The sequence below is a fragment of the Capnocytophaga sp. oral taxon 903 genome (assembly GCF_013394785.1).
GTDB classification, from domain to species: domain Bacteria; phylum Bacteroidota; class Bacteroidia; order Flavobacteriales; family Flavobacteriaceae; genus Capnocytophaga; species Capnocytophaga ochracea.
In genome coordinates this window covers 466269-488880 of record NZ_JABXYW010000002.1, presented here as the reverse complement: position 1 = coordinate 488880, position 22612 = coordinate 466269, and the positions used below count along the sequence as shown (strand labels likewise).

Below are 22612 nucleotides of genomic sequence, written 5' to 3'. Positions count from 1 at the left end.
TGGTTATCTCGATTTTTTCTTTTCTACCACAGGTTCTAAATCGGCTTTAGAGCCTACGATGATTTTCTCGTATTCTTTAAGTCCAGTACCTGCTGGTATACGGTGACCTACGATTACATTTTCTTTCAAACCGTCGAGGAAGTCTACCTTACCACTTACCGCTGCTTCATTTAATACCTTCGTAGTTTCTTGGAAAGAAGCTGCTGAGATAAACGATTTGGTTTGTAGCGATGCACGAGTGATACCTTGTAGCACTGGCATAGCAGTAGCAGGAATCACATCGCGAGCGATTACCAAGTTCTTATCGGAGCGTTTGAGCAGAGAGTTCTCATCGCGCAATTCACGTAAGCTCACTATCTGTCCGGCTTTTAAGTTTTCAGAATCTCCGGCATCTTCTACTACTTTCTTACCAAACAAGCGGTCGTTTTCTTCGATAAAGTCGTCTTTGTGAACCAACTGACCTTCGAGGTAAAGAGTATCACCTGGGTCTTGGATTTCCACTTTACGCATCATCTGGCGGACGATAACCTCAAAGTGTTTATCGTTAATTTTCACCCCTTGCAAGCGATATACCTCTTGTACTTCGTTTACTAAATACTGTTGTACTGCCGATGGTCCTTTAATACGCAAGATATCATCAGGTGTTACAGAGCCGTCGGAAAGTGGTTTACCTGCACGTACAAAGTCGTTTTCTTGTACCAAGATTTGACTCGATAATTTCACCAAGTATTTGCGTTCTTCGCCCGAGCGTGAGGTAACGATTACCTCTTTATTACCGCGTTTGATTTTACCGAACGATACTACCCCGTCTATTTCGGATACGATGGCAGGGTTCGATGGGTTACGTGCTTCGAAGAGCTCGGTAACACGAGGAAGACCTCCTGTAATATCCCCAGCTTTGGCAGAGCTACGCGGTATTTTAACAAGCACCTTACCTTCTTCAATCTTGCTGTTGTTGTCCACCATAATGTGAGCACCCACAGGCAAGTTGTAAGAGCGGAGCGTCTCACCATTCTTATCAGTGATGAGCAAGGTAGGAATCAACTTCTTGTTACGCGATTCTACAATCACTTTTTCTTGGAAGCCTGTTTGCTCGTCTATTTCCACTTGGTAAGTAACTCCCTGTTCGATATCTTCATAAGCGATTTTACCAGAGTATTCCGAGATGATTACCGCATTATAGGGATCCCACTGGAAGAGTAAAGTTCCTTTTTTCACCTCTTCTTTGTCTTTTACAAAGATATGCGCTCCATAAGGGATATCGTGTGTTTGAAGTACCATTTTGGTAGTAGGGTCAAGCACGCGGAGCTCAGATGAACGCACTACTACGTCCACAGGGTTTTGTTCGTTGTCTTTACCACGAACTACGCGTAAGTCTTCTATCTCTAATACACCGTCAAAACGGGCTTCAGTTTTATTTTCTTCTGATACGTTACCCGCAACCCCACCTGCGTGGAAGGTACGCAAGGTAAGCTGGGTACCTGGTTCACCGATAGACTGGGCAGCAACTACCCCTACGGCTTCCCCTTTCTGTACCATACGTCCGGTAGAAAGGTTGCGACCGTAACATTTTGCACAAATACCGTGTTTTGCTTCACAGGTAAGTGCCGAGCGTACTTCTATCATATCGATAGGAGCAGCTTCTATTTTATCTACTATTTTTTCAGTAATTTCTTCACCAGCACCCACAATAAGTTCTTCGGTGAGAGGATTGTATACATCGTGGAGCGACACACGTCCTAAAACGCGCTCGCCAAGAGTTTCTACTACTTCCTCGTTCTTTTTGAGCGCACGCACTTCCACCCCACGCAAGGTTCCACAGTCTTCTGTATTAATAATCACGTCTTGCGAAACGTCTACCAAACGACGAGTTAAGTAACCCGCATCGGCTGTTTTCAAAGCAGTATCGGCAAGACCTTTACGGGCACCGTGGGTAGAGATAAAGTATTCAAGGATAGATAGACCTTCTTTAAAGTTTGACAAGATAGGATTCTCGATAATTTCACCACCCCCTACGCTCGATTTCTTAGGTTTTGCCATCAAACCACGCATACCGGTAAGCTGACGAATTTGCTCCTTAGAACCACGCGCTCCCGAGTCGAGCATCATATACACTGAGTTGAACCCTTGTTGGTCTGTACTGATGCGTTTCATCGCCAATTCAGTAAGTTGCGCATTGGTAGATGTCCACACGTCAATCACCTGATTATAACGTTCGTTGTTGGTGATGAGCCCCATATTATAGTTCATCATAATACCATCTACGAGTCCGTTAGCTTCGGCTATCATATCAGCTTTTTCTTGCGGAATGATGATATCCCCTAAACTGAACGACAATCCGCCTTTAAAGGCAAAACGGTATCCCATATTCTTGATTTTGTCAAGGAAGTCTCCCGTTACAGGAATGCTAGTAGCTTTGAGGATACGACCGATGATATCACGCAATGATTTTTTGGTAAGTACCTCGTTGATGTAGCCTACTTCCAAAGGCACAAGCTCATTGAAGAGCACACGTCCAGTGGTTGTTTCTACTACGGGGTAATACACATTGCCATTTTCGTCGAGGTCACGCACTTTCACTTTAATAAAGGCGTTTAAGCTGAGCTTTCCTTCGTTATAAGCGATATTCACTTCTTCTGCTGAATAAAAAACTGAGCCTTCCCCTTTAATAGGATGTTCAGGGGTAGACTTACGACCTTTGGTGATGTAGTAAAGCCCCAAGACCATATCTTGTGAAGGTACAGTAATAGGCGAACCATTCGCAGGGTTGAGGATATTGTGTGAAGCCAACATCAAGAGTTGTGCCTCTAAGATAGCCTCAGGACCTAATGGCAAGTGCACCGCCATTTGGTCACCGTCAAAGTCGGCATTGAACGCTGTACATACAAGTGGGTGCAACTGTATTGCTTTCCCTTCGATAAGCTTAGGTTGGAATGCCTGAATACCCAAACGGTGCAAAGTAGGAGCACGGTTCAGTAGTACAGGGTGACCTTTAATTACATTCTCCAAGATATCCCATACTACGGGCTCTTTCTTGTCAATGATTTTCTTAGCTGATTTCACCGTTTTCACAATACCGCGCTCAATGAGCTTACGTATTACAAACGGCTTATAGAGTTCGGCTGCCATATTCTTTGGCAAACCACATTCGTACATTTTGAGTTCAGGACCTACCACAATTACCGAACGTGCTGAATAGTCTACACGTTTACCGAGGAGGTTCTGACGGAAGCGCCCTTGCTTACCTTTCAATGAATCAGAAAGTGATTTAAGCGGACGATTAGACTCTGTTTTTACAGCTGATGATTTACGTGTGTTGTCGAAAAGTGAATCTACCGACTCTTGAAGCATACGTTTCTCATTGCGCAAAATCACATCAGGCGCTTTGATTTCCATCAAGCGTTTTAGACGGTTATTGCGAATAATCACACGTCTGTAAAGATCGTTAAGGTCGGAAGTCGCAAAACGTCCCCCATCGAGTGGTACTAACGGGCGCAATTCAGGCGGAATCACAGGAATCACCTTCATTATCATCCATTCAGGTTTGTTCTCGCGGTTTCTTTGAGATTCGCGGAACGCCTCTACCACTTGTAAGCGTTTAAGAGCTTCAGTTTTGCGTTGTTTAGAACTTTCGTTATTAGCTTTGTGACGCAAGTCGTAAGAAAGAGCGTCTAAATCCAAACGTTCTAAGAGTTCAAGAAGACACTCAGCCCCCATTTTAGCGATAAACTTATTAGGGTCAGTATCTTCTAAATATTGGTTATCAGCAGGAAGACTCTCAGTAATAGCGAGATATTCTTCTTCTGAAAGGAAGTCTAAGTATTGTAAATCTTCACCTTCTGGTCCTTTGGCAATACCTGGTTGGATAACTACATAGCGCTCGTAGTAGATAATCATATCCAACTTTTTCGAAGGAAGCCCTAACAAATAACCTATTTTGTTAGGTAATGAGCGGAAATACCAAATGTGAGCGATAGGCACCACAAGGTTGATATGTCCTACTCTTTCGCGGCGTACTTTTTTCTCGGTTACTTCCACGCCACAACGGTCGCAGACGATGCCTTTATAACGAATGCGTTTGTATTTACCACAAGCACATTCATAGTCCTTTACAGGACCAAAAATACGCTCACAAAACAACCCGTCGCGTTCAGGTTTGTGAGTACGATAGTTGATAGTTTCAGGTTTAGTAACCTCACCGCGTGAAACGGCTAAGATAGATTCAGGAGAGGCCAAACCAATCGAAATCTTATCAAATTTAGGAACAGCTGTATTTTTTTCTCTTGCCATATTATTTATGGTGAATATAATAAATTTATCGGGCTTCATAGAGGTCTCCCCACGAAGCCTATTTACAAAATATCGTGCAAAAGTACAACTATTTTTTAAAATAGCAATTATTTTTTCGTAATATTTTTAGAAGAATATTTTAAGAGGTTGATAGTTAGTAGCATAAACTTTCTCAAAGTCTTAAACTTTTACACTTTCAAAGTTTCTGCACGTCTGTCCTGCTACAGCCTTTGCCAAAGTTTCTAATTTGCTTGTCGTGCTATGCCCTTTCTCAAAGTTGAAATCTCCTTCGTATTACCTTCGTCATTCGTCCCTGGTCACTCGTCGTTTCTTCTCTTTTCAGCCGCCACATTCCCCTTTTTTCGTCCCTCTTCCCTCGTCATTCGTCATTCGTCTCTCGTCATTACTTCCTCTTTCTTTCGCCTCGAAACCCCATTTTTGGTATTTTTGGCATTGTTGTATTACATTATGAATCAATTACTTATATACCCTTCCTATATCAATCGTCCAAGATTCGTATAAGCTTCCTATAAGCTCTCTATAAGCTAACCACACCCTACTTACAGCCTTTTTTCATCAAAAACCCTTCCTCCCCTCTTCCGAACTTTTCCGTTTCCTTCCGAATCTCTCAATCTTCTTCGATAAAATCTTCAATTGTTAATAATTTGTGTTTAAACTTTAAGCAACAAAAATAGAAAATAATTAACACATTTGCTAATTAATAAAAATCTAAAATATTATTGATTTACATTATTTTATAAAAGATACTTAAAAAAATAATGTTAAAAACTTGCATAGTACAAAAATTTGCTGTAACTATACACCAAAATTAGATAACCAAGAATAATTTAAAGACATAAGAAATATTAGCGTTTTGCGTTACATTTTCCTATCATAAAAATATGATGATAAAGATAAACTTGTCAAAGAAACTTTAAAAGGGTTTTATTATTCTGAAGGTGGAGACTTTGAGATAGAAAAGATACCTATAGATATAGTACGTACTTATAACTACAAATATGAAAATGGGAATCTAATAGAAGAAAACTCTTCAGATGGTGAAATGAAAAAATATGATTCACAAGGTAGAATAGTAGAAGAAAGAAGATTGGGTGATATAGATTACTTTTATAACTATGATGACAGTAATAATTTGATTAAGAAAATCCAAGTCTACCATACAAATTCTGTGTTAGAAAGAACAGAAGCTATCTACAAGTACAATGAGAGTAATAATCTTGTAGAACAAACAACCTCAGATGGTAACAAAACTTTTTATAAGTATGACCATAAGGACAATCTTATAGAAGAAGTTTCTAATGGAGGAGATAAAATTACTTATAAATACGACGAAAAAGGTAATTGGGTAGAAAAGTGTCAAAATAAAATTCTCATCGAAAGAAGCATAGAATATTATTAAAAAATTATATGAAAATGGAAAAAAACAGAATGCCCCAAACAAAATCGTTCTTTATGCACGATGAGAAAAATACAAGCAAAAAAGAAAGTTTGGTAGACTTCTTTTTATCTTGGACACTTCGTTGCATTACTAACAAAGAAAGAGATTATCGTAACCCTAAAATGGAAGAATACTGCAAAAGTATAACTTCTGTACTGCTTTTTGGTGATGCTGAGAAACTAAATAACTACAAAGTTGAACAAGTAAAAACTTGGTTGCAATGGAAAAACATAGACCTCCGTGCAGAGTTTTATTTGTTTAACAACGAAGCACAAAAGGAAGAAAAGTACGCACTCCTTCTTGAAAATAAAGTTTATACTTCTATTCATAACAACCAATTGCATAACTATAAAGAAACTTTTGAGCAATACTATAAAGATACAGAATTCAACTGTGAATACGTATTTTTTTCTTGCAAAGGTGAACTGAGCGATTGGGAAAAAGAAGAATGTATCTCAGCAAGCTATAGAGCTTATACTATGGATGAGGTATTTAACTCAGCAAGAAAGGGGAAAGAATGGGATTGGACAGATAATGCCCTTTTTGATGAATTTTGGTTAAGTACTTGGGGATAATCATCCCTTTTCCCTAACTCCTATAAAAACAAAAATTCCAAACTACTGAATATTCAATAGTTTGGAATTTTATTATAATTTCAACAATTAATTATTAACCATTAACCGTTAATAATTAATCATTATTCTTCAAGTCTAATATCCAATCCAAGACCTTTAAGCTCGTGCATCAATACGTTGAACGATTCTGGTAAGCCTGGTTCTGGCATTGTCTCACCTTTTACAATCGCTTCGTAAGTTTTTGCACGACCTACTACGTCGTCGGATTTTACAGTTAAGATTTCGCGTAAGGTACTAGAAGCTCCATAAGCCTCCAATGCCCATACCTCCATCTCTCCAAAACGCTGACCACCAAATTGGGCTTTACCTCCCAATGGTTGTTGGGTGATGAGTGAGTACGGACCGATAGAACGTGCGTGCATCTTATCGTCAATCATATGTCCGAGCTTAATCATATAAATCACACCTACGGTTGCTTTTTGGTCGAAACGTTCGCCGGTACCACCATCGTATAGGTAAGTATGACCGAAACGCGGTACGCCTGCTTCATCGGTAAGCTCGTTGATTTGCTCAAGCGATGCTCCATCGAAGATAGGAGTTGCAAACTTCTTGCCGAGTTTTTGTCCTGCCCAACCCAATACAGTTTCGTATATCTGACCGATGTTCATACGTGAAGGTACCCCAAGTGGGTTCAACACGATGTCTACCGGAGTTCCGTCTTCAAGGAAAGGCATATCCTCATCGCGAACGATACGTGCTACGATACCCTTGTTACCGTGACGACCTGCCATCTTATCCCCTACTTTTAGCTTACGTTTCTTAGCCACATAAATCTTAGCTAATTTGAGGATACCTGCAGGCAATTCGTCACCAACAGCAATAGTGAATTTATCGCGACGTAATCCTCCTTGTAGGTCATTTTCACGAATGCGATAGTTGTGCAAAAGGTCGTCTATAAGACCGTTGATGTGCTTATCGTCAGTCCAACCTGCAGAAGTAAGGTGTGCATAATCCTCAATGCCTTCAAGCACTTTCTTAGTATATTTCTTACCTTTAGGCACTATTTCTTCACCGAGGTCGTTCACTACTCCTTCCGAAGTCTTTTCAGCTACCAAGCTATATAATTTTTCCAATAATTTAGAGCGAAGAGCTTCAAACTTAGCGTTGTAATCAGCTTCTAATTGTGCTACGTCTTCTTTATCTTTACTGCGTTTGCGCTTGTCTTTTACCGCACGTGAGAACAATTTCTTGTCGATAACCACCCCGTAAAGTGAAGGTGAAGCTTTTAGAGAAGCGTCTTTCACATCGCCCGCTTTATCACCAAAGATAGCACGGAGGAGTTTCTCTTCAGGGGTAGGGTCTGATTCTCCTTTAGGAGTAATCTTACCGATAAGAATATCCCCTGGGCGTACTTCTGCTCCAATGCGAATCATACCGTATTCGTCCAAATCTTTGGTCGCATCTTCCGATACGTTAGGGATATCATTGGTAAGCTCTTCAGCTCCCAATTTAGTATCACGCACTTCCAAAGCGTATTCATCAATATGGATAGAAGTAAATAAATCCTCGCGTACAGCGCGTTCCGAAATCACAATCGCGTCCTCAAAGTTATAACCTTTCCAAGGCATAAACGCTACCTTCATATTACGACCGAGTGCTAACTCTCCGTTTTCAGTAGCATAACCTTCACACAGCACCTGACCTTTTTTCACTCTCTCACCTTTTTCAACTATCGGTTTTAGGTTGATACAAGTGCCTTGGTTTGTTTTTTGGAATTTGATAAGGTTATATACTGTTTCATCAGCATCAAAGCTTACCAATTTTTGTTCATCAGTACGGTCATAAGTGATAATGATTTTATCAGCATCTACATAATCAACGGTACCATCACCCTCTGCGTTCATAAGCACACGGGCATCTGAAGCTACACGGCGTTCCAAACCTGTTCCTACGATAGGCGCTTCAGGTCTTAACAAAGGTACTGCTTGACGCATCATATTCGAGCCCATTAACGCACGGTTCGCGTCGTCGTGTTCCAAGAACGGAATAAGGGAAGCCGAAATAGAAGCGATTTGGTTAGGAGCAACGTCTATATATTGCACCTCATTAGGTTCAATTACAGGGAAGTCACCATCTTCTTTTACAACCACTTTTTCCTCAGTAATATTAGCTTTATCGTCTAATGCGATATTAGCCATACCAATTTTGAGTCCTTCTTCGTCTTCGGCAGTGAGGTAGGTCATATCTTTAAGATCTACCTTACCATTAGTAACTTTGTGATAAGGGGTTTCTATAAAGCCCATACCGTTTACCTTCGAGAATACCGCCAACGAAGATATCAAACCGATATTTGGTCCTTCTGGGGTTTCAATAGGACACAAACGCCCGTAGTGAGTATAGTGTACGTCTCGCACCTCAAATCCCGCACGCTCACGTGACAAACCTCCAGGTCCTAAGGCAGACAAACGGCGTTTGTGGGTAATCTCAGCCAATGGATTCGTTTGATCCATAAACTGAGATAATTGGTTCGTACCAAAGAACGAGTTAATCACAGACGAAAGGGTCTTCGCATTGATCAAATCAATAGGAGTAAATACCTCGTTGTCACGTACGTTCATACGTTCGCGAATAGTGCGCGACATACGAGAAAGACCTACGCCAAATTGAGCTGCCAATTGCTCTCCTACTGTGCGTACACGGCGGTTAGACAAGTGGTCGATATCATCTACCTCTGCTTTAGAGTTGATGAGCTCAATCAAGTATTTCACGATGGTGATGATATCCTCTTTGGTAAGCACTTGCTTTTCCATAGGGGTATCCAATCCCAATTTTTTGTTGATACGGTAACGCCCTACGTCTCCCAAGTTGTAACGTTGGTCTGAGAAGAATAGCTTGTCGATAATACCGCGAGCAGTTTCCTCATCGGGTGGTTCAGCATTACGCAACTGTCGGTAAATGTGTTCCACCGCTTCTTTCTCAGAGTTGGTAGGGTCTTTTTGTAAAGTATTGTGGATAATGGTATAATCAGTAGCCTGACTATCTTCTTTGTGGAGAAGAATGGTCTTTACATCAGCTTCTAAGATTTCTTGAATGTTATCTTCGTCGAGTACAGTATCGCGGTCGAGGATAATCTCATTACGCTCAATAGATACTACCTCTCCGGTATCTTCATCTACGAAGTCTTCGTGCCAAGTGTTGAGCACACGGGCAGCCAAACGACGACCGATGTATTTTTTAAGCCCTGTTTTAGAAACCTTTATTTCTTCTGCAAGGTCGAATATTTCCAATATATCTTTATCGCGTTCAAACCCAATCGCACGGAAAAGTGTTGTTACAGGAAGTTTCTTCTTACGGTCGATATAGGCATACATCACGTTGTTGATATCGGTAGCAAACTCAATCCACGAACCTTTGAAAGGAATGATACGTGCGGAGTAGAGTTTAGTACCATTAGCGTGAAACGACTGACCGAAGAATACCCCTGGTGAACGGTGTAACTGCGATACTACTACACGCTCAGCTCCGTTGATAACGAATGTTCCGCTTGCCGTCATATAAGGGATTGTCCCCAAATAAACGTCTTGTACGATAGTTTCAAAATCTTCGTGCTCGGGGTCAGTACAATAAAGCTTTAATCGGGCTTTCAGAGGCACACTATAGGTAAGACCGCGTTCTATACATTCTTGGATAGTGTAGCGAGGAGGGTCTACGAAATAGTCGAGAAACTCCAATACGAATTGGTTGCGAGTGTCCGATATAGGAAAGTTCTCTTTAAAGGTATGATACAATCCCTCGTGCACTCGGTCTTCCGATTTGGTCTCCATCTGAAAGAACTCTTGAAACGATTTGATTTGAATATCCAAGAAGTCAGGATATTCAGGAACGTGTTTCACGGAAGCAAAATTCACTCTTGCGGTTTGATTCGTAAGCATTTTCTTTACTTTAATATTATTGTTTAATCGTTAGTAGTAAGTCGTTAGTCGTTAGTCGTGAGTTTGTCATAGTTAAGACTTTGTCAAAGTCCTAAACTTTTTTAAAGTTCATATGGCACAAATCTCTTGCCATAATATCGTTGTTGTATTGTTGCCTTAAATTACAAAATGGTTTAGGTCTAATTCCTACTGAAAAAGACCTAAACCTTATAGGGTTTATAAGTAAAATTATTTCAATTCTACTTCTGCGCCAGCTTCTTCTAAAGATTTTTTAAGCCCTTCAGCTTCTTCTTTAGAAACACCTTCTTTTACTTTTGAAGGAGCGCCGTCTACTACTTCTTTAGCTTCTTTTAGTCCAAGACCAGTTAAGTCTTTTACTAATTTAACAACCGCTAATTTGTTAGCACCTGCTGATTTCAAGAATACATCAAATTCTGTTTTTTCAGCACCAGCTTCTGCTGCACCTCCGGCTACTGCACCTCCAGCTGCTACTGCTACTGCTGCAGCTGCTGGCTCAATGCCGTACTCATCTTTCAAGATTTGTGCAAGCTCGTTTACTTCTTTAACGGTTAAGTTTACTAATTGTTCTGCGAATTTTTTTAAATCTGCCATTTTTCTATCGTTTTTGTTTAATTGTTTAAAAATAATTTTGTGCGTTTAGTTTTATTTTTCAGATAAGGTCTTGATGATACCAGCCAATTTACCTCCTCCTGATTTAAGAGCTGAAACAACGTTCTTGGCAGGTGATTGGAGCAAGCCAATGATTTCACCAATAACTTCGTTCTTAGATTTGAGAGCTGATAAGGCGTCTAATTGATTGTCGCCGATAAATACAGCTGCATCTACATATGCCCCTTTCAAGATAGGTTTCTCTGATTTCTTGCGGAACTCTTTAATGAGCTTAGCAGGAGCATTCCCTACTTCAGCATACATCAATGAGGTATTTCCTTTAAGAATAGTTGGCAATTCACCAAACTCTTTTTCTGAAACTTCCATTGCTTTGGCAAGCAAAGTGTTCTTTACAACTGCCAATTTGATATTTGCTTTGAAACAAGCACGACGCAATGCGCTTGTGTCCTGAGCATTCAAACCAGTTAAATCTGTTACATAAATAACATTACTCTCAGCTAACTGTGCAGTTAAATTATCTATTACTAATGATTTTTCTTCTCTTGTCATAATTTCGGTTTTTAACTACAAATTAAACTGTTTTAGTATCTACTGCAATACTTGGGCTCATAGTAGATGAAAGATAAATCGATTTCATATACGCACCTTTAGCGGCAGTAGGTTTCATCTTTATTAATGTTTGAATTAACTCATTGGCGTTGTCTACAATCTTATCGGCAGTGAAGGATATTTTACCGATAGAGGCGTGAACGATACCTGTTTTGTCTACGCGGAAGTCGATTTTACCAGACTTTACTTCTTGTACAGCTTTTCCGATTTCCATAGTAACAGTACCAGTTTTAGGGTTTGGCATTAAGCCTCGAGGACCCAATACACGTCCTAAAGGACCTAACTTACCCATTACTGCTGGCATAGTAACGATTACGTCTACATCTGTCCAGCCATCTTTTATCTTTTGCAGATATTCATCAAGCCCTACATAATCAGCTCCAGCAGCTTTAGCTTCTGCTTCTTTCTCTGGAGTTACTAAGGCAAGCACTCGCACGTCTTTACCTGTTCCGTGAGGAAGCGTAACTACGCCTCGCACCATTTGGTTTGCTTTACGTGGGTCTACCCCTAAACGCACTGCAATGTCCACAGAAGCATCAAATTTAGTGTAAGTGATTTCTTTGAGTAATACTGAAGCCTCTTTTAATGAATAGAGTTTGTTTCTATCAACTTTTGCAAGAGCTTCTTTGTGTTTCTTTGTTAATTTTGCCATATTGCTTTGCGATTAAAAAGGTTTTTCTCCAGTTACTGTAATACCCATTGAACGTGCCGTACCAGCAACCATACTCATTGCAGATTCAATTGTAAATGCACTCAAATCCGGCATTTTGTCTTCTGCAATTGCTCTCACTTGTTCCCAAGTGATACTTGCTACTTTCTTACGGTTTGGCTCTCCGGAACCTCCTTTAACCTTAGCGGCTTCCAACAGCTGAACAGCAGCAGGCGCAGTCTTGATAACAAAGTCGAATGACTTGTCCTTGTATACGGTGATAACCACAGGAAGCACTTTTCCTTGTTTGTCCTGCGTACGTGCGTTGAACTGCTTGCAGAACTCCATAATATTAACACCGGCAGCACCTAATGCGGGTCCAATTGGTGGCGAAGGATTCGCTTGACCTCCCCGAGCTTGTAGTTTAACTACTTTACTAACTTCTTTTGCCATTGTTTATAATTAATAATTTATTTAAATGCCTCTTTTACGAGGGCTTTGTTACAATTTCTCTACTTGAGTGTAGCTTAACTCTAATGGCGTTTTGCGTCCAAAGATTTTTACCATCACCTCAAGTTTGCGCTTCTCTTCATTCACGCGCTCTATGGTAGCATTAAAGCCGTTGAAAGGTCCATCTATAAGTTTCACCATTTCACCTACTTCAAACGGAATCGCTACCGTCTCTACCGTCTCAGCCAATTCATCTACCTGACCGAGCATACGGCTTACATCAGCTTTGCGCAAGGGTAGCGGGTCGCCTCCTTTGGTTTCACTCAAAAAACCTACTACTCCTGGGATAGACTTAATGATATGCACTACCTCACCTGCTAAGTGAACTTTCACCATTACATAACCGGGCATATGAACCCTATCCTTAGTGGTCTTCTTGCCATTGCGCACCTGAACCACCTTTTCAGTAGGCACTAATACTTCTTCCACATAGTCCGCATACCCCAATCGTGAGGTCTCGTTCTCTATGTAGTTCTTTATTTTGTTCTCCTGACCGGTAACGGTTTTAATTACATACCATTTTTTTTCTATTAATCCAGACATCCTCGCTGTTTTTATTTCATAAATTCAAAATACTTACCTATAAGGTATTCAAATGAAGAATCCATTCCCCAAATTACCAATGAAAATAAAATGGAAAACACCACTACTACCACCATTTCTCTCTGTGCGTCCGAAATAGTAGGCCACGTAACGTGGTTCGTTAGCTCTTCATAAGACTCTTTAATGTATTGAATCATAACTTATTAGTGTTATAAGTGAGTAATATTACGCCTATTTATGTGCGCTTTTGGGTGGCAAAAGTACGGCGAATTTTTCAATCCGCCAAACTTTTCACATTATTTTTTTAATATTTATTCTTCCCTACCTCATTCTTTTACCTCTCACCTTATTATCTCCTATCTTTTACCATTCCCGTCCACCTCATTATCTTTTACTCACATACCCAGCTGTGAGCCCTCGCTGGCTTTACCTTTTATCTTTTACCTTTTACCTTTCCCTCCCACTATTCCAAAGCACAATCTTTCCACCCTACCGCTTCTCTGTATAAACTTAGTGACCTATGTGGCACTACCACTTTACCGCGGTAGCCTATTTTATTTATAATAGGAGGTGTTGTAGCTTTACTGTGTAATTCCATAAGTCCACTATTCTCAAAGGCTCCTAAATCTATTTTTTCTATGGAGCTCGGCAAATTCAGCTCTTTTAAATTCGCGCAACCGTAAAACGCCTGCACCCCTATTGAAGTCGTAAACTTCGATAGTTTCACCTCTGTGAGGTTTGTGCAGTTGTAAAATACCTTCGAAGCAATTACAGTTACCGCTTTGGGTAGTTCTACCGTTTGTATATTCTGGCATTCACCAAAAGCAAAACCTCCTATATATTTTACCTCATCAGGCAAATCAATGTATTGCAAACTCTTACAGCCGTAGAAAGCTGCGTAATAAATATTGGTAAGTGCCAAAGGCATCTGCACCCGCACTAGCGAACTACAATTCTTAAAAGCCTGTATATTGATTTTCTCTACCGTATCCGGAATCACAACAGCAGTAAGACTCGTACAGTCCAAAAAAGTATCGTTTAGGATATGGCGCAACCCGTAAGGCAGTTTCACCTTCATCAAACTGCTACAACTATTGAAAGCACTTGCCCCTACAAACACTACACTATCAGGGATATCAATGCTTATCAATCGTCTGCAATACTCAAAAGCATCGTCACCTATACTTTCTAATTGCTTAGGAAATGTTACCGAAGAGAGGTTTTCGCAGTACGCAAAAGCACTACTTCTTATATTTTTCACGCTTTCAGGGAGCACCGTCTTCTGTAACTGCTTGCATTGGTAGAAGAGTTGTGAAGAAATCACCGATAGTTTTTCGCCGAGAAAATTCACCTGTTGCAAGCCCGAACAATCCATAAAAGCCCGATTGCCCAACTCATTCACATTTTCCGGAATCTCTATCTTTTTCAGTGAAGAACATCCTCTAAACGCTTCTTCCCCTATATTAGTAACCGAATTAGGCAGATATATCATCAACAGTTTAGTACAATTCGCAAAAGCACGAGCTCCTATGTAGGTTACCGAATTAGGCAATATTTCCACTTTCGTAAGGTTAGTACAGCCCGAGAAAGCCCCCTCTTCAATAGTAGTTACCGTTCCCGCAATGCTGATAGATTTCAGTGGAAGACAGTCTTTAAAGACTTCTTTGGCAATTCTGTTTACAGTGCGAGGCAGTTCGATGCTTCCATCGCGGGGCAACTTACTGTTGTCGCATTTCAGCAGTACCCCATCACTGATGATAAGCGCCTCCAATCCCTTTTGTGCAAAGATAAACTGACTTAAAAAGAGAAACCCCAAAAAGAAGTATTTGTAGATAGCGGTAGTCATTATTCTGATGTTTTTAGGGGGCAAAAGTACATATTTTTAGCAGAACTCACAAACACATCTTCTAATTCTCTAATTTTCAAATATGCTAATTAAATTACCAGTCGCGTTATGCTCTCATATTCCCTTCGTCAATATTACCTATGGCCTAAGACCCCACACCACCCCATTTTCTCATTTTCAAAATTCCTAATTTAACTGTCCGTGCGACTCGCACCACCCCATTTTCTCATTTTCAAATTTGCTAATTTTCTAATTATCCCTTCTCTTTTCCGTCACACTCCCCCTAGTGCCTATGGCCTAAGGCCTATCACCTATTTCTCTTTCTTTCGCCTCGAAACCCTCTTTTTACCATTTTTAACCTTGTTGTATTGTGCTATGAATCAATTGCTTATACACCCTTCCTATACCAATCGTCCAAGATTCGTATAAGCTTCCTATAAGCTCTCTATAAGCTAACCCCACCCTTCTTACACACTTTTTTCACCAAAACCCCTCCCGACTCACTTCCGAACTTTTTCGTTTCCTTCCGATAGCTCAGAGTCTCTTCGAGTTTCTCCGAAAACTCCGACTAACCTCTCTCCCCATTTCACAAGGCGTAGCCTTGATTTTGTTTAATTTCTGAGGCACAGCCTCATTCCTCTTAACTCAAGCTCGCACCTCATTTTCTAATTCTCAAATTTTCTAATTTTCTCATTCCCTCATTTTCTAATTTATCAATTAACCACTAACCATTAACCACTAACCATTTAATCAACAGCCTTTTACCTTTTACCTTTTACCTTTTACTTAAATAATTTTCAGAATTATTTTTGCATTTCCACAAAAAGCATTACTTTTGCCGTTTGATTAATAACACCAATACAAATTTATACTTTTATAAACGATTTATAAACAATGGCAGTACTCGAAAAGATTAGAAGTAAAACCGTATTCCTTATTGCGATTATTGGGCTCGCCCTCTTCGCTTTCATCATCTCCGACTTCATAGGTAAAGGGCGCTTTAGCAACCATAACCCTAACGAAATAGGTAGCGTAAATGGCGAAGATGTACCTATCGATGCATTCCGTCAGCAAGTCGAAAATGCTACCCGTCAAGCTAACGGACAAGTATCTAGCATCGAAGTCGCTAAATACGTCTGGGAACAAAACGTCCAACAAATCCTACTCAACCAACAAATCGAAAAATTAGGTCTCAGTGTAGAAAAAGACCAGATTTTGGCAATTCTTGCTAAAACACCGCTCGCTCAAAACCCTCAGTTTGTGAATGAGTACGGAGTGTTCGACGCAAATAAATTCACCAACTATTTGGCAACCCTCAAAAACACCAATCCACAAGCCTATGCTCAGTGGAAAATGCAAGAAGATGCTATTATCGAAGATGCTAAACAGCGAATGTATTTCAGCCTTATCCGCGCAGGTCTTGGCGTTACCAATACCGAAGCCGAAATGGAATACCATCAAGAAAAAGACCTCGCCGATATCAGCTATGTAGCCTTGCAATACAGCTCTATCGATGATAAAAGCGTAAAGGTAACCGATAGCGAGATACAAGATTATATCAAGAAACACGAAAAACAATTTAAGCAAGAGGCTTATCGCAATATCCAATATATAGTCGTGAGTGAAAAACCATCGCAAACCGATATTGAAACCGAAAAAGAAAGCCTACTCAAGCTTTTGCAACCCGAAGTAGTGTTTAACAGCAAAACCAATAAAAACGATACTATTGCAGGCTTTGCTAAAACAAAAAATATCAAAGATTTCGTAGACCGTCATTCCGATGTGCCTTACGATAGCACTTTTGTAAATAAAGACAATCTTCGTTCTTCTTACGCCGATACTCTTTTTAACCTTCCGGTAGGCAAAGTGTTCGGTCCTTATCAAGAAGATGGAAGTCTCAAACTCAGCCGTATGATTGCCAAACAACCAGGCGGTGCTGTGAAAGCAAGCCATATTCTTATAGCCTACGCCGGCAGTCAGGCAGCTACGCCTAATACTACCCGTACTAAGGAAGAAGCTAAGGCAAAAGCCGAAGAGCTTTTAGCTCAAGCCAAAACAGCAGGTGCTGATTTTGCGCAACTCGCTCGTGAAAATTCCGAAGAACCAGGAGCTGTTTACAGTGCAGGCGATCTCGGGTTCTTCTCCAAAGGCGCTATGGTAAAACCTTTTGAAGAATTTGCTTTCAACAATGCTGTAGGTACTATCGGGTTAGTAGAAACCGATTTTGGCTTCCACGTAGTAAAAGTAACTGATAAAGCCGAAGCAGTGAACATCGCTACTATCAGCCGTAAAGTAGACCCTTCCGAAGCGACTATCAACTCTCTTTTCTCTAAGGTAACCAATTTCGAAATGAAGGCAGCTCAAAATCCCAAAGAGTTTGCTAATATCGCTAAGAAAAGTGAACTTTCAGTGCTCCGTGCCGATAACCTACATAAGAACGACGACCAAATTATAGGCTTGGGCTCTAACCGCTCTATCGTACAATGGTTGTTCCAAAAGGATACTAAAATAGGCGATATCAAGAAATTCACCAGTGGTGGTAACTATATTGTAGCCCAATTGGTAAAACAAGGCGAAGAAGGTATTAGCTCAGTACAAGATGCTGCTCCTATAGTAAAACCAATTCTCATTCGCGAGAAAAAAGCCGCTATCTTAAAAGAGAAAGCCAAAGGCAATAGCCTCGAAGCTATCGCTTCAGCTAACAAAACCGAAGTGAAAAGCGCTGCCAACCTTATAATGAAAAACCCAACTATCATAGGCGAAGGGCGTGAACCTAAAGTAGTAGGTGCAGCCTTCGGTCTTAAACAAGGTCAGCTTTCTAAACCTATCGACGGCGAAAATGCGGTATACGTAATCCAGCTCACCTCAGCTACCGTAGCTCCTGCATTGGACAACTATAAAACCTATGCTGAAACTGTTGAGAAACTCCGCACCGACCGTGCTGCTCAAGGTATTCTCAAATCATTGGAAAGCACCGCCACCATTAAAGAAAACCTAAGCCTTTTCTATTAGTAAATAGAAATTAGGAAAATAGAAAAAAGGAGTTAAAGATGTATGTTCTTTAACTCCTTTTTTCTTACATTTAGTAATTTTCAAATTTGCTAATTTGTTAATCTCAGCTGGCGCGAGCTTGTAGCTCGTGCCCATTCTAATTTTCAAGTTTGCTAATTATTTTTTATCTTTGCACCGCCAACCTTTTACCTTTTACCTTTTACTCTTTATCTTTTACCTAAACAAATGGATTTAAGCAACTACCGAAAAACCTACGACAAGCGTGCTCTTTTAGAAAGCGATGCTCCTGAGAATCCTATGCAGCTCTTTCAAACCTGGTTCTACGAAGCCGATGAGAGCAACAGTGTAGACGAAGCTAATGCGATGTCAGTAAGTACCATAGGGCTCGATGGTTACCCAAAGACCCGCGTAGTACTCCTCAAACAGTACACTTACGAAGGCTTTATTTTCTACACCAATTACAACAGCGAAAAAGGGAAAGCCATTCTCGCCAATCCTCACTTGTGTTTATCTTTTTTCTGGCCCTCTCTCGAAAGGCAAATCATCATCAAAGGTATTGCTGAAAAAGTCCCTGCCAATACCTCCGACGGTTATTTTGAGTCACGCCCTTTGGGCAGTCAGTTAGGGGCAATAGTATCGCCACAAAGCGAAGTAATCCCTTCAAGAGAATACCTCGAAGAGCACCTGCACGCATTAGAAAAACAATACGAGGGCAAAGAAGTACCTCGTCCTGAGCATTGGGGAGGTTTCTTAGTCCGACCACAAAGCCTTGAATTTTGGCAAGGACGCCCTAATCGTCTACACGACCGCCTGCGTTACACTCTTACTGAAGACTACGATTGGAAATTAGAGCGATTAGCACCGTGAAAGAGTCGCACACTTTCCCAAAGTTTCAAATTTAGGCAAAGTTGAATTATCAATTATTTATGAATGTTTTCTCCGCTGGCGTGAGCTTGTAGCTCGCGCCATAATAATACAACATAAAATTAGCAACTATTGACGTCTCCTTTCCAAAAGTTAAAGACTAAAAACTAACACCTAAATCCTATGATAGAGAAAGATTACCTCAAACGGCAAATAAACCTTTTCTTTGAAGAGCTCACCGCACTATTGAGCAAAAAGCCCGCAAAAGAAGAGCAACTCAAATATTTGGACTACTTAGCCGAAAAATATACTCCACACACACTTACTTATTTCATCAATACTCCTACTGAAACAATACTTTTAGCCTATAAAAATAGTGAAGATACCTTAGAAATCATCTCAGAACTATTGTTTTTTTTCGATGATAAAGCTACCCTCCAGAAAACCGCTGATATTATAAAATACCTCAATCGTAGTAGCAAAGAATATTCTTTCAGAAGAAATACTCATTTACAAGAACTCATACATAAGTTACAATAACCTTTGGTTAATTTGCTAATTTGTAACTATTTCTTATTTTTCACATTGGAAAAAACATTGTTGTACGATGTGATATTTTATTGTATTTGCTTAATAAATAACTATTTGCGTTAATAATAAGAAGAGAGAGTAAAAAATATTTTCACTTTCCTGCACGTAAATAGAAATAAAAATATTACCTTTGTAGCTCAAAAAACTTTTTGATAAAAACCAATGACAGTAGAAGTAAAAAAAGAAGGTAAATTTTCATACATCGAAAAAGGTGAGGGCACTCCTATCATTATCTTACACGGCTTGATGGGGGGGCTTAGTAACTTTGAAGAAGTAGTTTCTTTTTTTTCCAGCAAATATAAAGTGGTAGTCCCCGAACTGCCTCTCTTCTCTATGCCTTTGCTCACAACTTCAGTGAAAACATTGGCTAAATATATACAGAAATTTATCAAACACAAGAAGTTTGAAAAAGTAATCCTGCTCGGCAATTCGCTTGGTGGACACGTAGGCTTGCTTTATGCTAAAATGCACCCTAAAAACGTACTCGGATTAGTGCTCACAGGTAGTTCTGGGCTATACGAAAAAGCAATGAGCGATGGCTATCCACGTCGTGGTGATTACGATTTCATCAAAAAGAAATGCGAAGAAGTGTTCTACGACCCTGCCGTAGCTACTAAAGAAATTGTAGATGAGGTATTTGCTAATATCTCCGATCGTTCTAAACTTATCAAAACTTTGGCACTTGCCAAAAGTGCTATCCGCAATAATATGGCAAAGGATTTGCCTAAAATGGAAACCCCTACTTGCCTTATCTGGGGTAAAAACGACAATGTAACCCCTCCTAAAGTCGCTGAAGAATTCCACGAACTATTGCCTAATTCCGAACTGCATTGGATAGACAAATGTGGTCACGCCCCAATGATGGAGCACCCTCAACAGTTCAATGAGATTTTAAATAAGTGGCTTGAAAATAAGGAGGTAAGATGATAAAAAAAGCTGAATTTGTGATGAGTAACTCTCAGGTGAGTAAGTGTCCCAAGGAAAACTTACCTGAATATGCTTTTATAGGGCGTTCTAATGTTGGGAAATCGTCGCTCATCAATATGCTTACCAATCACAAGAATTTGGCTAAAACTTCTGGTCGTCCAGGAAAAACCCAACTCATCAATCACTTCAAAATAGACAATAGTTGGTTTTTAGTAGACCTCCCTGGTTATGGGTATGCAAGAGTGTCCAAAGAAACTAAAAAGGTATTTCAGCAATTTATTACTAAATATTTTGAGGAACGACAACAATTGGTATGTGCATTTGTATTAGTAGATGTGCGCCACGAACCTCAGAAGATAGATGTAGAGTTTATGCAATGGTTAGGCGAACACGGCATTCCGTTTGCTATTGTCTTCACCAAAGCTGATAAACTCAAACCTTTGGTAATTGAGCGCAATATAGCTGCTTATCAACAAGTACTTCTCGAAACTTGGGAAGAATTTCCTCCTTACTTCATCACTTCAGCCGAAAACAAAACCGGCAAAGAAGAACTAACCCATTACATCGAACAAATTAATGAAGAAATAAAAAATAAGAGATAAAAAGTAGGATTTCTTACCTCTTATCTCTTATCTAATTAAAATACTTCTGATATTACTTTCACGATATTATCCGATTTTCCCATTGAATAGTAGTGCAAAACAGGTACCCCAGCGGCTTTGAGCTCTTTGCTCTGCTGAATTGCCCACTCTATACCCACTTGTTTTACCTCATTATTGTTCTTGCAAGATTCCACAGCTTTGATGAGCTCTTCGGGAAAATCTATTTTAAAGGCTTGTGACAGAAGGTTGAGGTGCTTTTTAATAGCAATAGGTTTAATCCCTGGTATGATAGGCACATTGATGCCCGCTTCTTTGGCTTTCTCTACAAACTCAAAATACTTCTGATTGTCAAAAAACATTTGTGTTACCACATAGTCGGCACCGGCATCTACCTTTTCTTTAAGGCGCGCCAAGTCCGAGGTGAGTGAGGGAGCTTCAATGTGTTTTTCAGGATATCCTGCTACTCCTATGCAGAAATTAGCCTTATGGTCGGCAGCAATACCGTTGAGGTAAATCCCTTTGTTCAAATTACTGATTTGAGTAACGAGTTCGGTAGCGTAAGTATGTCCGCCCTCAGTAGGCTGAAAGTAGCGTTGTTCTTTCATCGCATCGCCGCGCAGTGCCATTATGTTGTCAATACCTAAGTAGAGGCAATCTACCAATAGGTACTCAGTTTCTTCTTTTGAAAAACCACCGCAAAGTACGTGAGGTACTGTATCTACCTTGTATTTATGCTGAATAGCCGCACAAATACCCACCGTACCAGGGCGCATACGGGTTACTTTCTTTTCCAATAGCCCATTAGGGTGTTCAATGTAATAATACTCCTCGCGTGAGGTAGTTACATCTATAAACGGAGGATTGAACTCCATTAGGGGGTCTATGTTTTGGTAAAGTTCTTCAATATTATTTCCCTTTTTAGGAGGTACTACTTCAAAGGAGAAGAGTGTTTTTCCTTTGGCATTCTTAATATGGTCTGTTATTTTCATATTTTCCTTTAAATTCTTCTTTTGCTATCAGTGTATATTGTTTCACAAAGTCTGTTTTGTGAGCGGTATAAGCATCTCTGTCGTGCTCAAAAGGCTTCCAAAGTGATAATTTAAGCGTTTCATAGTCTTTGGCTACCGATGGGTGTGCTTGCAGTTCATCGCGAAAATAGAGTTCGTCATTATCGCCTTCATAACGCAAGTGCAAGTGAAATACACGTTCTGCAAAGCCATTAATAGTATAGCCTTTATTAAAAGAAATTCTATCGCTTGTTTCATTCATACATAGATAACCTGATTGTAAAATGACTTCTTTTAGCTTCTGAAATGAACTGTCTTTCTTCACTTCCAATAGCATATCTACAATAGGTTTGGCTTGTATCCCTTCCACAGCGGTACTGCCTATATGGCTTAGTCGTATTATTTCGTTAGAGGGTAATTGTTTTAAAAGGAAACAGCGTTCTTCCTCATACCATTCTTTCCACAACGGGTTGTGCGGCGTAAGATTGATAGGGAACAGTTGCCACAATTCCTGCAACGACATTTGTAACAAAGGATTTTCTTCTTGATTCATAGTCCTAACACCT

Annotated in this window: 18 protein-coding genes; 7 read left to right on the top strand and 11 right to left on the bottom strand. The window is 40.1% G+C overall.

The genetic code is table 11. The annotated features are described in order from the left end of the window. Positions 1 to 3: 3 nt before the first annotated feature. Entirely contained in the window at positions 4 to 4290 is a 4287-nt protein-coding gene (rpoC, locus tag HW279_RS01995) for a DNA-directed RNA polymerase subunit beta' (protein ID WP_009421992.1), read from the bottom strand. A gap of 1063 nt (positions 4291 to 5353) precedes the next feature. On the opposite strand from rpoC, the gene HW279_RS01990 reads away from it, so the two are divergent. Both HW279_RS01990 and HW279_RS01985 read left to right on the top strand, forming a co-directional pair. Further along, the gene (locus tag HW279_RS01990) at positions 5354 to 5710 is read left to right on the top strand and encodes an RHS repeat domain-containing protein (RefSeq protein ID WP_178957763.1); all 357 of its coding nucleotides are present in this window, start codon (positions 5354 to 5356) and stop codon (positions 5708 to 5710) included. Between the two features lie 14 nt (positions 5711 to 5724). Further along, entirely contained in the window at positions 5725 to 6324 is a 600-nt protein-coding gene (locus HW279_RS01985; protein WP_178957762.1) for a PD-(D/E)XK nuclease family protein, read from the top strand. 122 nt (positions 6325 to 6446) lie between these two features. Here HW279_RS01985 and rpoB read toward each other — a convergent pair whose 3' ends face one another. From rpoB to HW279_RS01945, 8 genes are all read right to left on the bottom strand, one after another. Then, a complete protein-coding gene (rpoB, locus tag HW279_RS01980) occupies positions 6447 to 10256 on the bottom strand; it encodes a DNA-directed RNA polymerase subunit beta (protein ID WP_178957761.1) in 3810 nt (1269 codons plus the stop codon). Between the two features lie 228 nt (positions 10257 to 10484). Continuing rightward, positions 10485 to 10868 (bottom strand): 50S ribosomal protein L7/L12, encoded by a 384-nt coding sequence (gene rplL, locus HW279_RS01975; protein ID WP_002673673.1) that lies wholly within the window; start codon positions 10866 to 10868, stop codon positions 10485 to 10487. 51 nt (positions 10869 to 10919) lie between these two features. After that, positions 10920 to 11435 carry a 50S ribosomal protein L10 gene (rplJ, locus tag HW279_RS01970; RefSeq protein WP_002673671.1) on the bottom strand — a complete coding sequence of 172 codons (516 nt, stop codon included), beginning with the start codon at positions 11433 to 11435 and terminating at the stop codon, positions 10920 to 10922. Positions 11436 to 11457: 22 nt separating this feature from the next. Continuing rightward, the gene (rplA, locus tag HW279_RS01965) at positions 11458 to 12147 is read right to left on the bottom strand and encodes a 50S ribosomal protein L1 (protein ID WP_178957760.1); all 690 of its coding nucleotides are present in this window, start codon (positions 12145 to 12147) and stop codon (positions 11458 to 11460) included. Between the two features lie 12 nt (positions 12148 to 12159). Continuing rightward, complete coding sequence (gene rplK, locus HW279_RS01960) at positions 12160 to 12597, bottom strand: 50S ribosomal protein L11 (RefSeq protein ID WP_002673669.1); 438 nt, start codon at positions 12595 to 12597, stop codon at positions 12160 to 12162. A gap of 48 nt (positions 12598 to 12645) precedes the next feature. Next, entirely contained in the window at positions 12646 to 13197 is a 552-nt protein-coding gene (gene nusG / locus HW279_RS01955) for a transcription termination/antitermination protein NusG (protein WP_002673668.1), read from the bottom strand. A gap of 11 nt (positions 13198 to 13208) precedes the next feature. Further along, complete coding sequence (gene secE / locus HW279_RS01950; protein ID WP_002673667.1) at positions 13209 to 13394, bottom strand: preprotein translocase subunit SecE; 186 nt, start codon at positions 13392 to 13394, stop codon at positions 13209 to 13211. 266 nt (positions 13395 to 13660) lie between these two features. After that, on the bottom strand, positions 13661 to 15043 hold the full coding sequence (locus tag HW279_RS01945) for a leucine-rich repeat domain-containing protein (protein ID WP_178957759.1): 1383 nt from the start codon (positions 15041 to 15043) through the stop codon (positions 13661 to 13663). Positions 15044 to 15937: 894 nt separating this feature from the next. Here HW279_RS01945 and HW279_RS01940 point away from each other — a divergent pair. The 5 genes from HW279_RS01940 to yihA all read left to right on the top strand — a co-directional run bounded on the left by HW279_RS01940 (position 15938) and on the right by yihA (position 21039). Next, positions 15938 to 18055: a peptidylprolyl isomerase gene (locus HW279_RS01940; RefSeq protein WP_178957758.1), complete on the top strand. Its 2118-nt coding sequence runs from the start codon at positions 15938 to 15940 to the stop codon at positions 18053 to 18055. Positions 18056 to 18280: 225 nt separating this feature from the next. Continuing rightward, positions 18281 to 18922 carry a pyridoxamine 5'-phosphate oxidase gene (gene pdxH / locus HW279_RS01935; protein ID WP_015781734.1) on the top strand — a complete coding sequence of 214 codons (642 nt, stop codon included), beginning with the start codon at positions 18281 to 18283 and terminating at the stop codon, positions 18920 to 18922. Positions 18923 to 19102: 180 nt separating this feature from the next. Then, a complete protein-coding gene (locus HW279_RS01930) occupies positions 19103 to 19459 on the top strand; it encodes a hypothetical protein (RefSeq protein WP_178957757.1) in 357 nt (118 codons plus the stop codon). 213 nt (positions 19460 to 19672) lie between these two features. Further along, a complete protein-coding gene (locus HW279_RS01925) occupies positions 19673 to 20437 on the top strand; it encodes an alpha/beta fold hydrolase (protein ID WP_048746249.1) in 765 nt (254 codons plus the stop codon). Further along, positions 20434 to 21039 carry a ribosome biogenesis GTP-binding protein YihA/YsxC gene (gene yihA / locus HW279_RS01920; protein WP_178957756.1) on the top strand — a complete coding sequence of 202 codons (606 nt, stop codon included), beginning with the start codon at positions 20434 to 20436 and terminating at the stop codon, positions 21037 to 21039. Before HW279_RS01925 ends, yihA begins: the two co-directional genes overlap by 4 nt. A 35-nt stretch (positions 21040 to 21074) precedes the next feature. Here yihA and metF read toward each other — a convergent pair whose 3' ends face one another. Then, positions 21075 to 22028 carry a methylenetetrahydrofolate reductase [NAD(P)H] gene (gene metF, locus HW279_RS01915; RefSeq protein WP_178957755.1) on the bottom strand — a complete coding sequence of 318 codons (954 nt, stop codon included), beginning with the start codon at positions 22026 to 22028 and terminating at the stop codon, positions 21075 to 21077. Next, the gene (locus tag HW279_RS01910; RefSeq protein WP_178957754.1) at positions 22006 to 22599 is read right to left on the bottom strand and encodes a GrpB family protein; all 594 of its coding nucleotides are present in this window, start codon (positions 22597 to 22599) and stop codon (positions 22006 to 22008) included. The genes metF and HW279_RS01910 overlap by 23 nt, the downstream gene beginning before the upstream one ends. Between the last annotated feature and the right edge of the window lie 13 nt (positions 22600 to 22612).

Bases quoted from the DNA above. Each gene is read 5' to 3' on its own strand.
- HW279_RS01945 (WP_178957759.1), bottom strand. From the start codon at position 15,043: ATGACTACCGCTATCTACAAATACTTCTTTTTGGGGTTTCTCTTTTTA.
- rplL (WP_002673673.1), bottom strand. From the start codon at position 10,868: ATGGCAGATTTAAAAAAATTCGCAGAACAATTAGTAAACTTAACCGTT.
- HW279_RS01930 (WP_178957757.1), top strand. From the start codon at position 19,103: ATGATAGAGAAAGATTACCTCAAACGGCAAATAAACCTTTTCTTTGAA.
- HW279_RS01925 (WP_048746249.1), top strand. From the start codon at position 19,673: ATGACAGTAGAAGTAAAAAAAGAAGGTAAATTTTCATACATCGAAAAA.
- rplJ (WP_002673671.1), bottom strand. From the start codon at position 11,435: ATGACAAGAGAAGAAAAATCATTAGTAATAGATAATTTAACTGCACAG.
- secE (WP_002673667.1), bottom strand. From the start codon at position 13,394: ATGATTCAATACATTAAAGAGTCTTATGAAGAGCTAACGAACCACGTT.
- rplA (WP_178957760.1), bottom strand. From the start codon at position 12,147: ATGGCAAAATTAACAAAGAAACACAAAGAAGCTCTTGCAAAAGTTGAT.
- rplK (WP_002673669.1), bottom strand. From the start codon at position 12,597: ATGGCAAAAGAAGTTAGTAAAGTAGTTAAACTACAAGCTCGGGGAGGT.
- HW279_RS01940 (WP_178957758.1), top strand. From the start codon at position 15,938: ATGGCAGTACTCGAAAAGATTAGAAGTAAAACCGTATTCCTTATTGCG.
- metF (WP_178957755.1), bottom strand. From the start codon at position 22,028: ATGAAAATAACAGACCATATTAAGAATGCCAAAGGAAAAACACTCTTC.
- rpoB (WP_178957761.1), bottom strand. From the start codon at position 10,256: ATGCTTACGAATCAAACCGCAAGAGTGAATTTTGCTTCCGTGAAACAC.
- rpoC (WP_009421992.1), bottom strand. From the start codon at position 4,290: ATGGCAAGAGAAAAAAATACAGCTGTTCCTAAATTTGATAAGATTTCG.
- HW279_RS01910 (WP_178957754.1), bottom strand. From the start codon at position 22,599: ATGAATCAAGAAGAAAATCCTTTGTTACAAATGTCGTTGCAGGAATTG.
- HW279_RS01990 (WP_178957763.1), top strand. From the start codon at position 5,354: ATGAAAAAATATGATTCACAAGGTAGAATAGTAGAAGAAAGAAGATTG.
- pdxH (WP_015781734.1), top strand. From the start codon at position 18,281: ATGGATTTAAGCAACTACCGAAAAACCTACGACAAGCGTGCTCTTTTA.
- yihA (WP_178957756.1), top strand. From the start codon at position 20,434: ATGATAAAAAAAGCTGAATTTGTGATGAGTAACTCTCAGGTGAGTAAG.
- HW279_RS01985 (WP_178957762.1), top strand. From the start codon at position 5,725: ATGGAAAAAAACAGAATGCCCCAAACAAAATCGTTCTTTATGCACGAT.
- nusG (WP_002673668.1), bottom strand. From the start codon at position 13,197: ATGTCTGGATTAATAGAAAAAAAATGGTATGTAATTAAAACCGTTACC.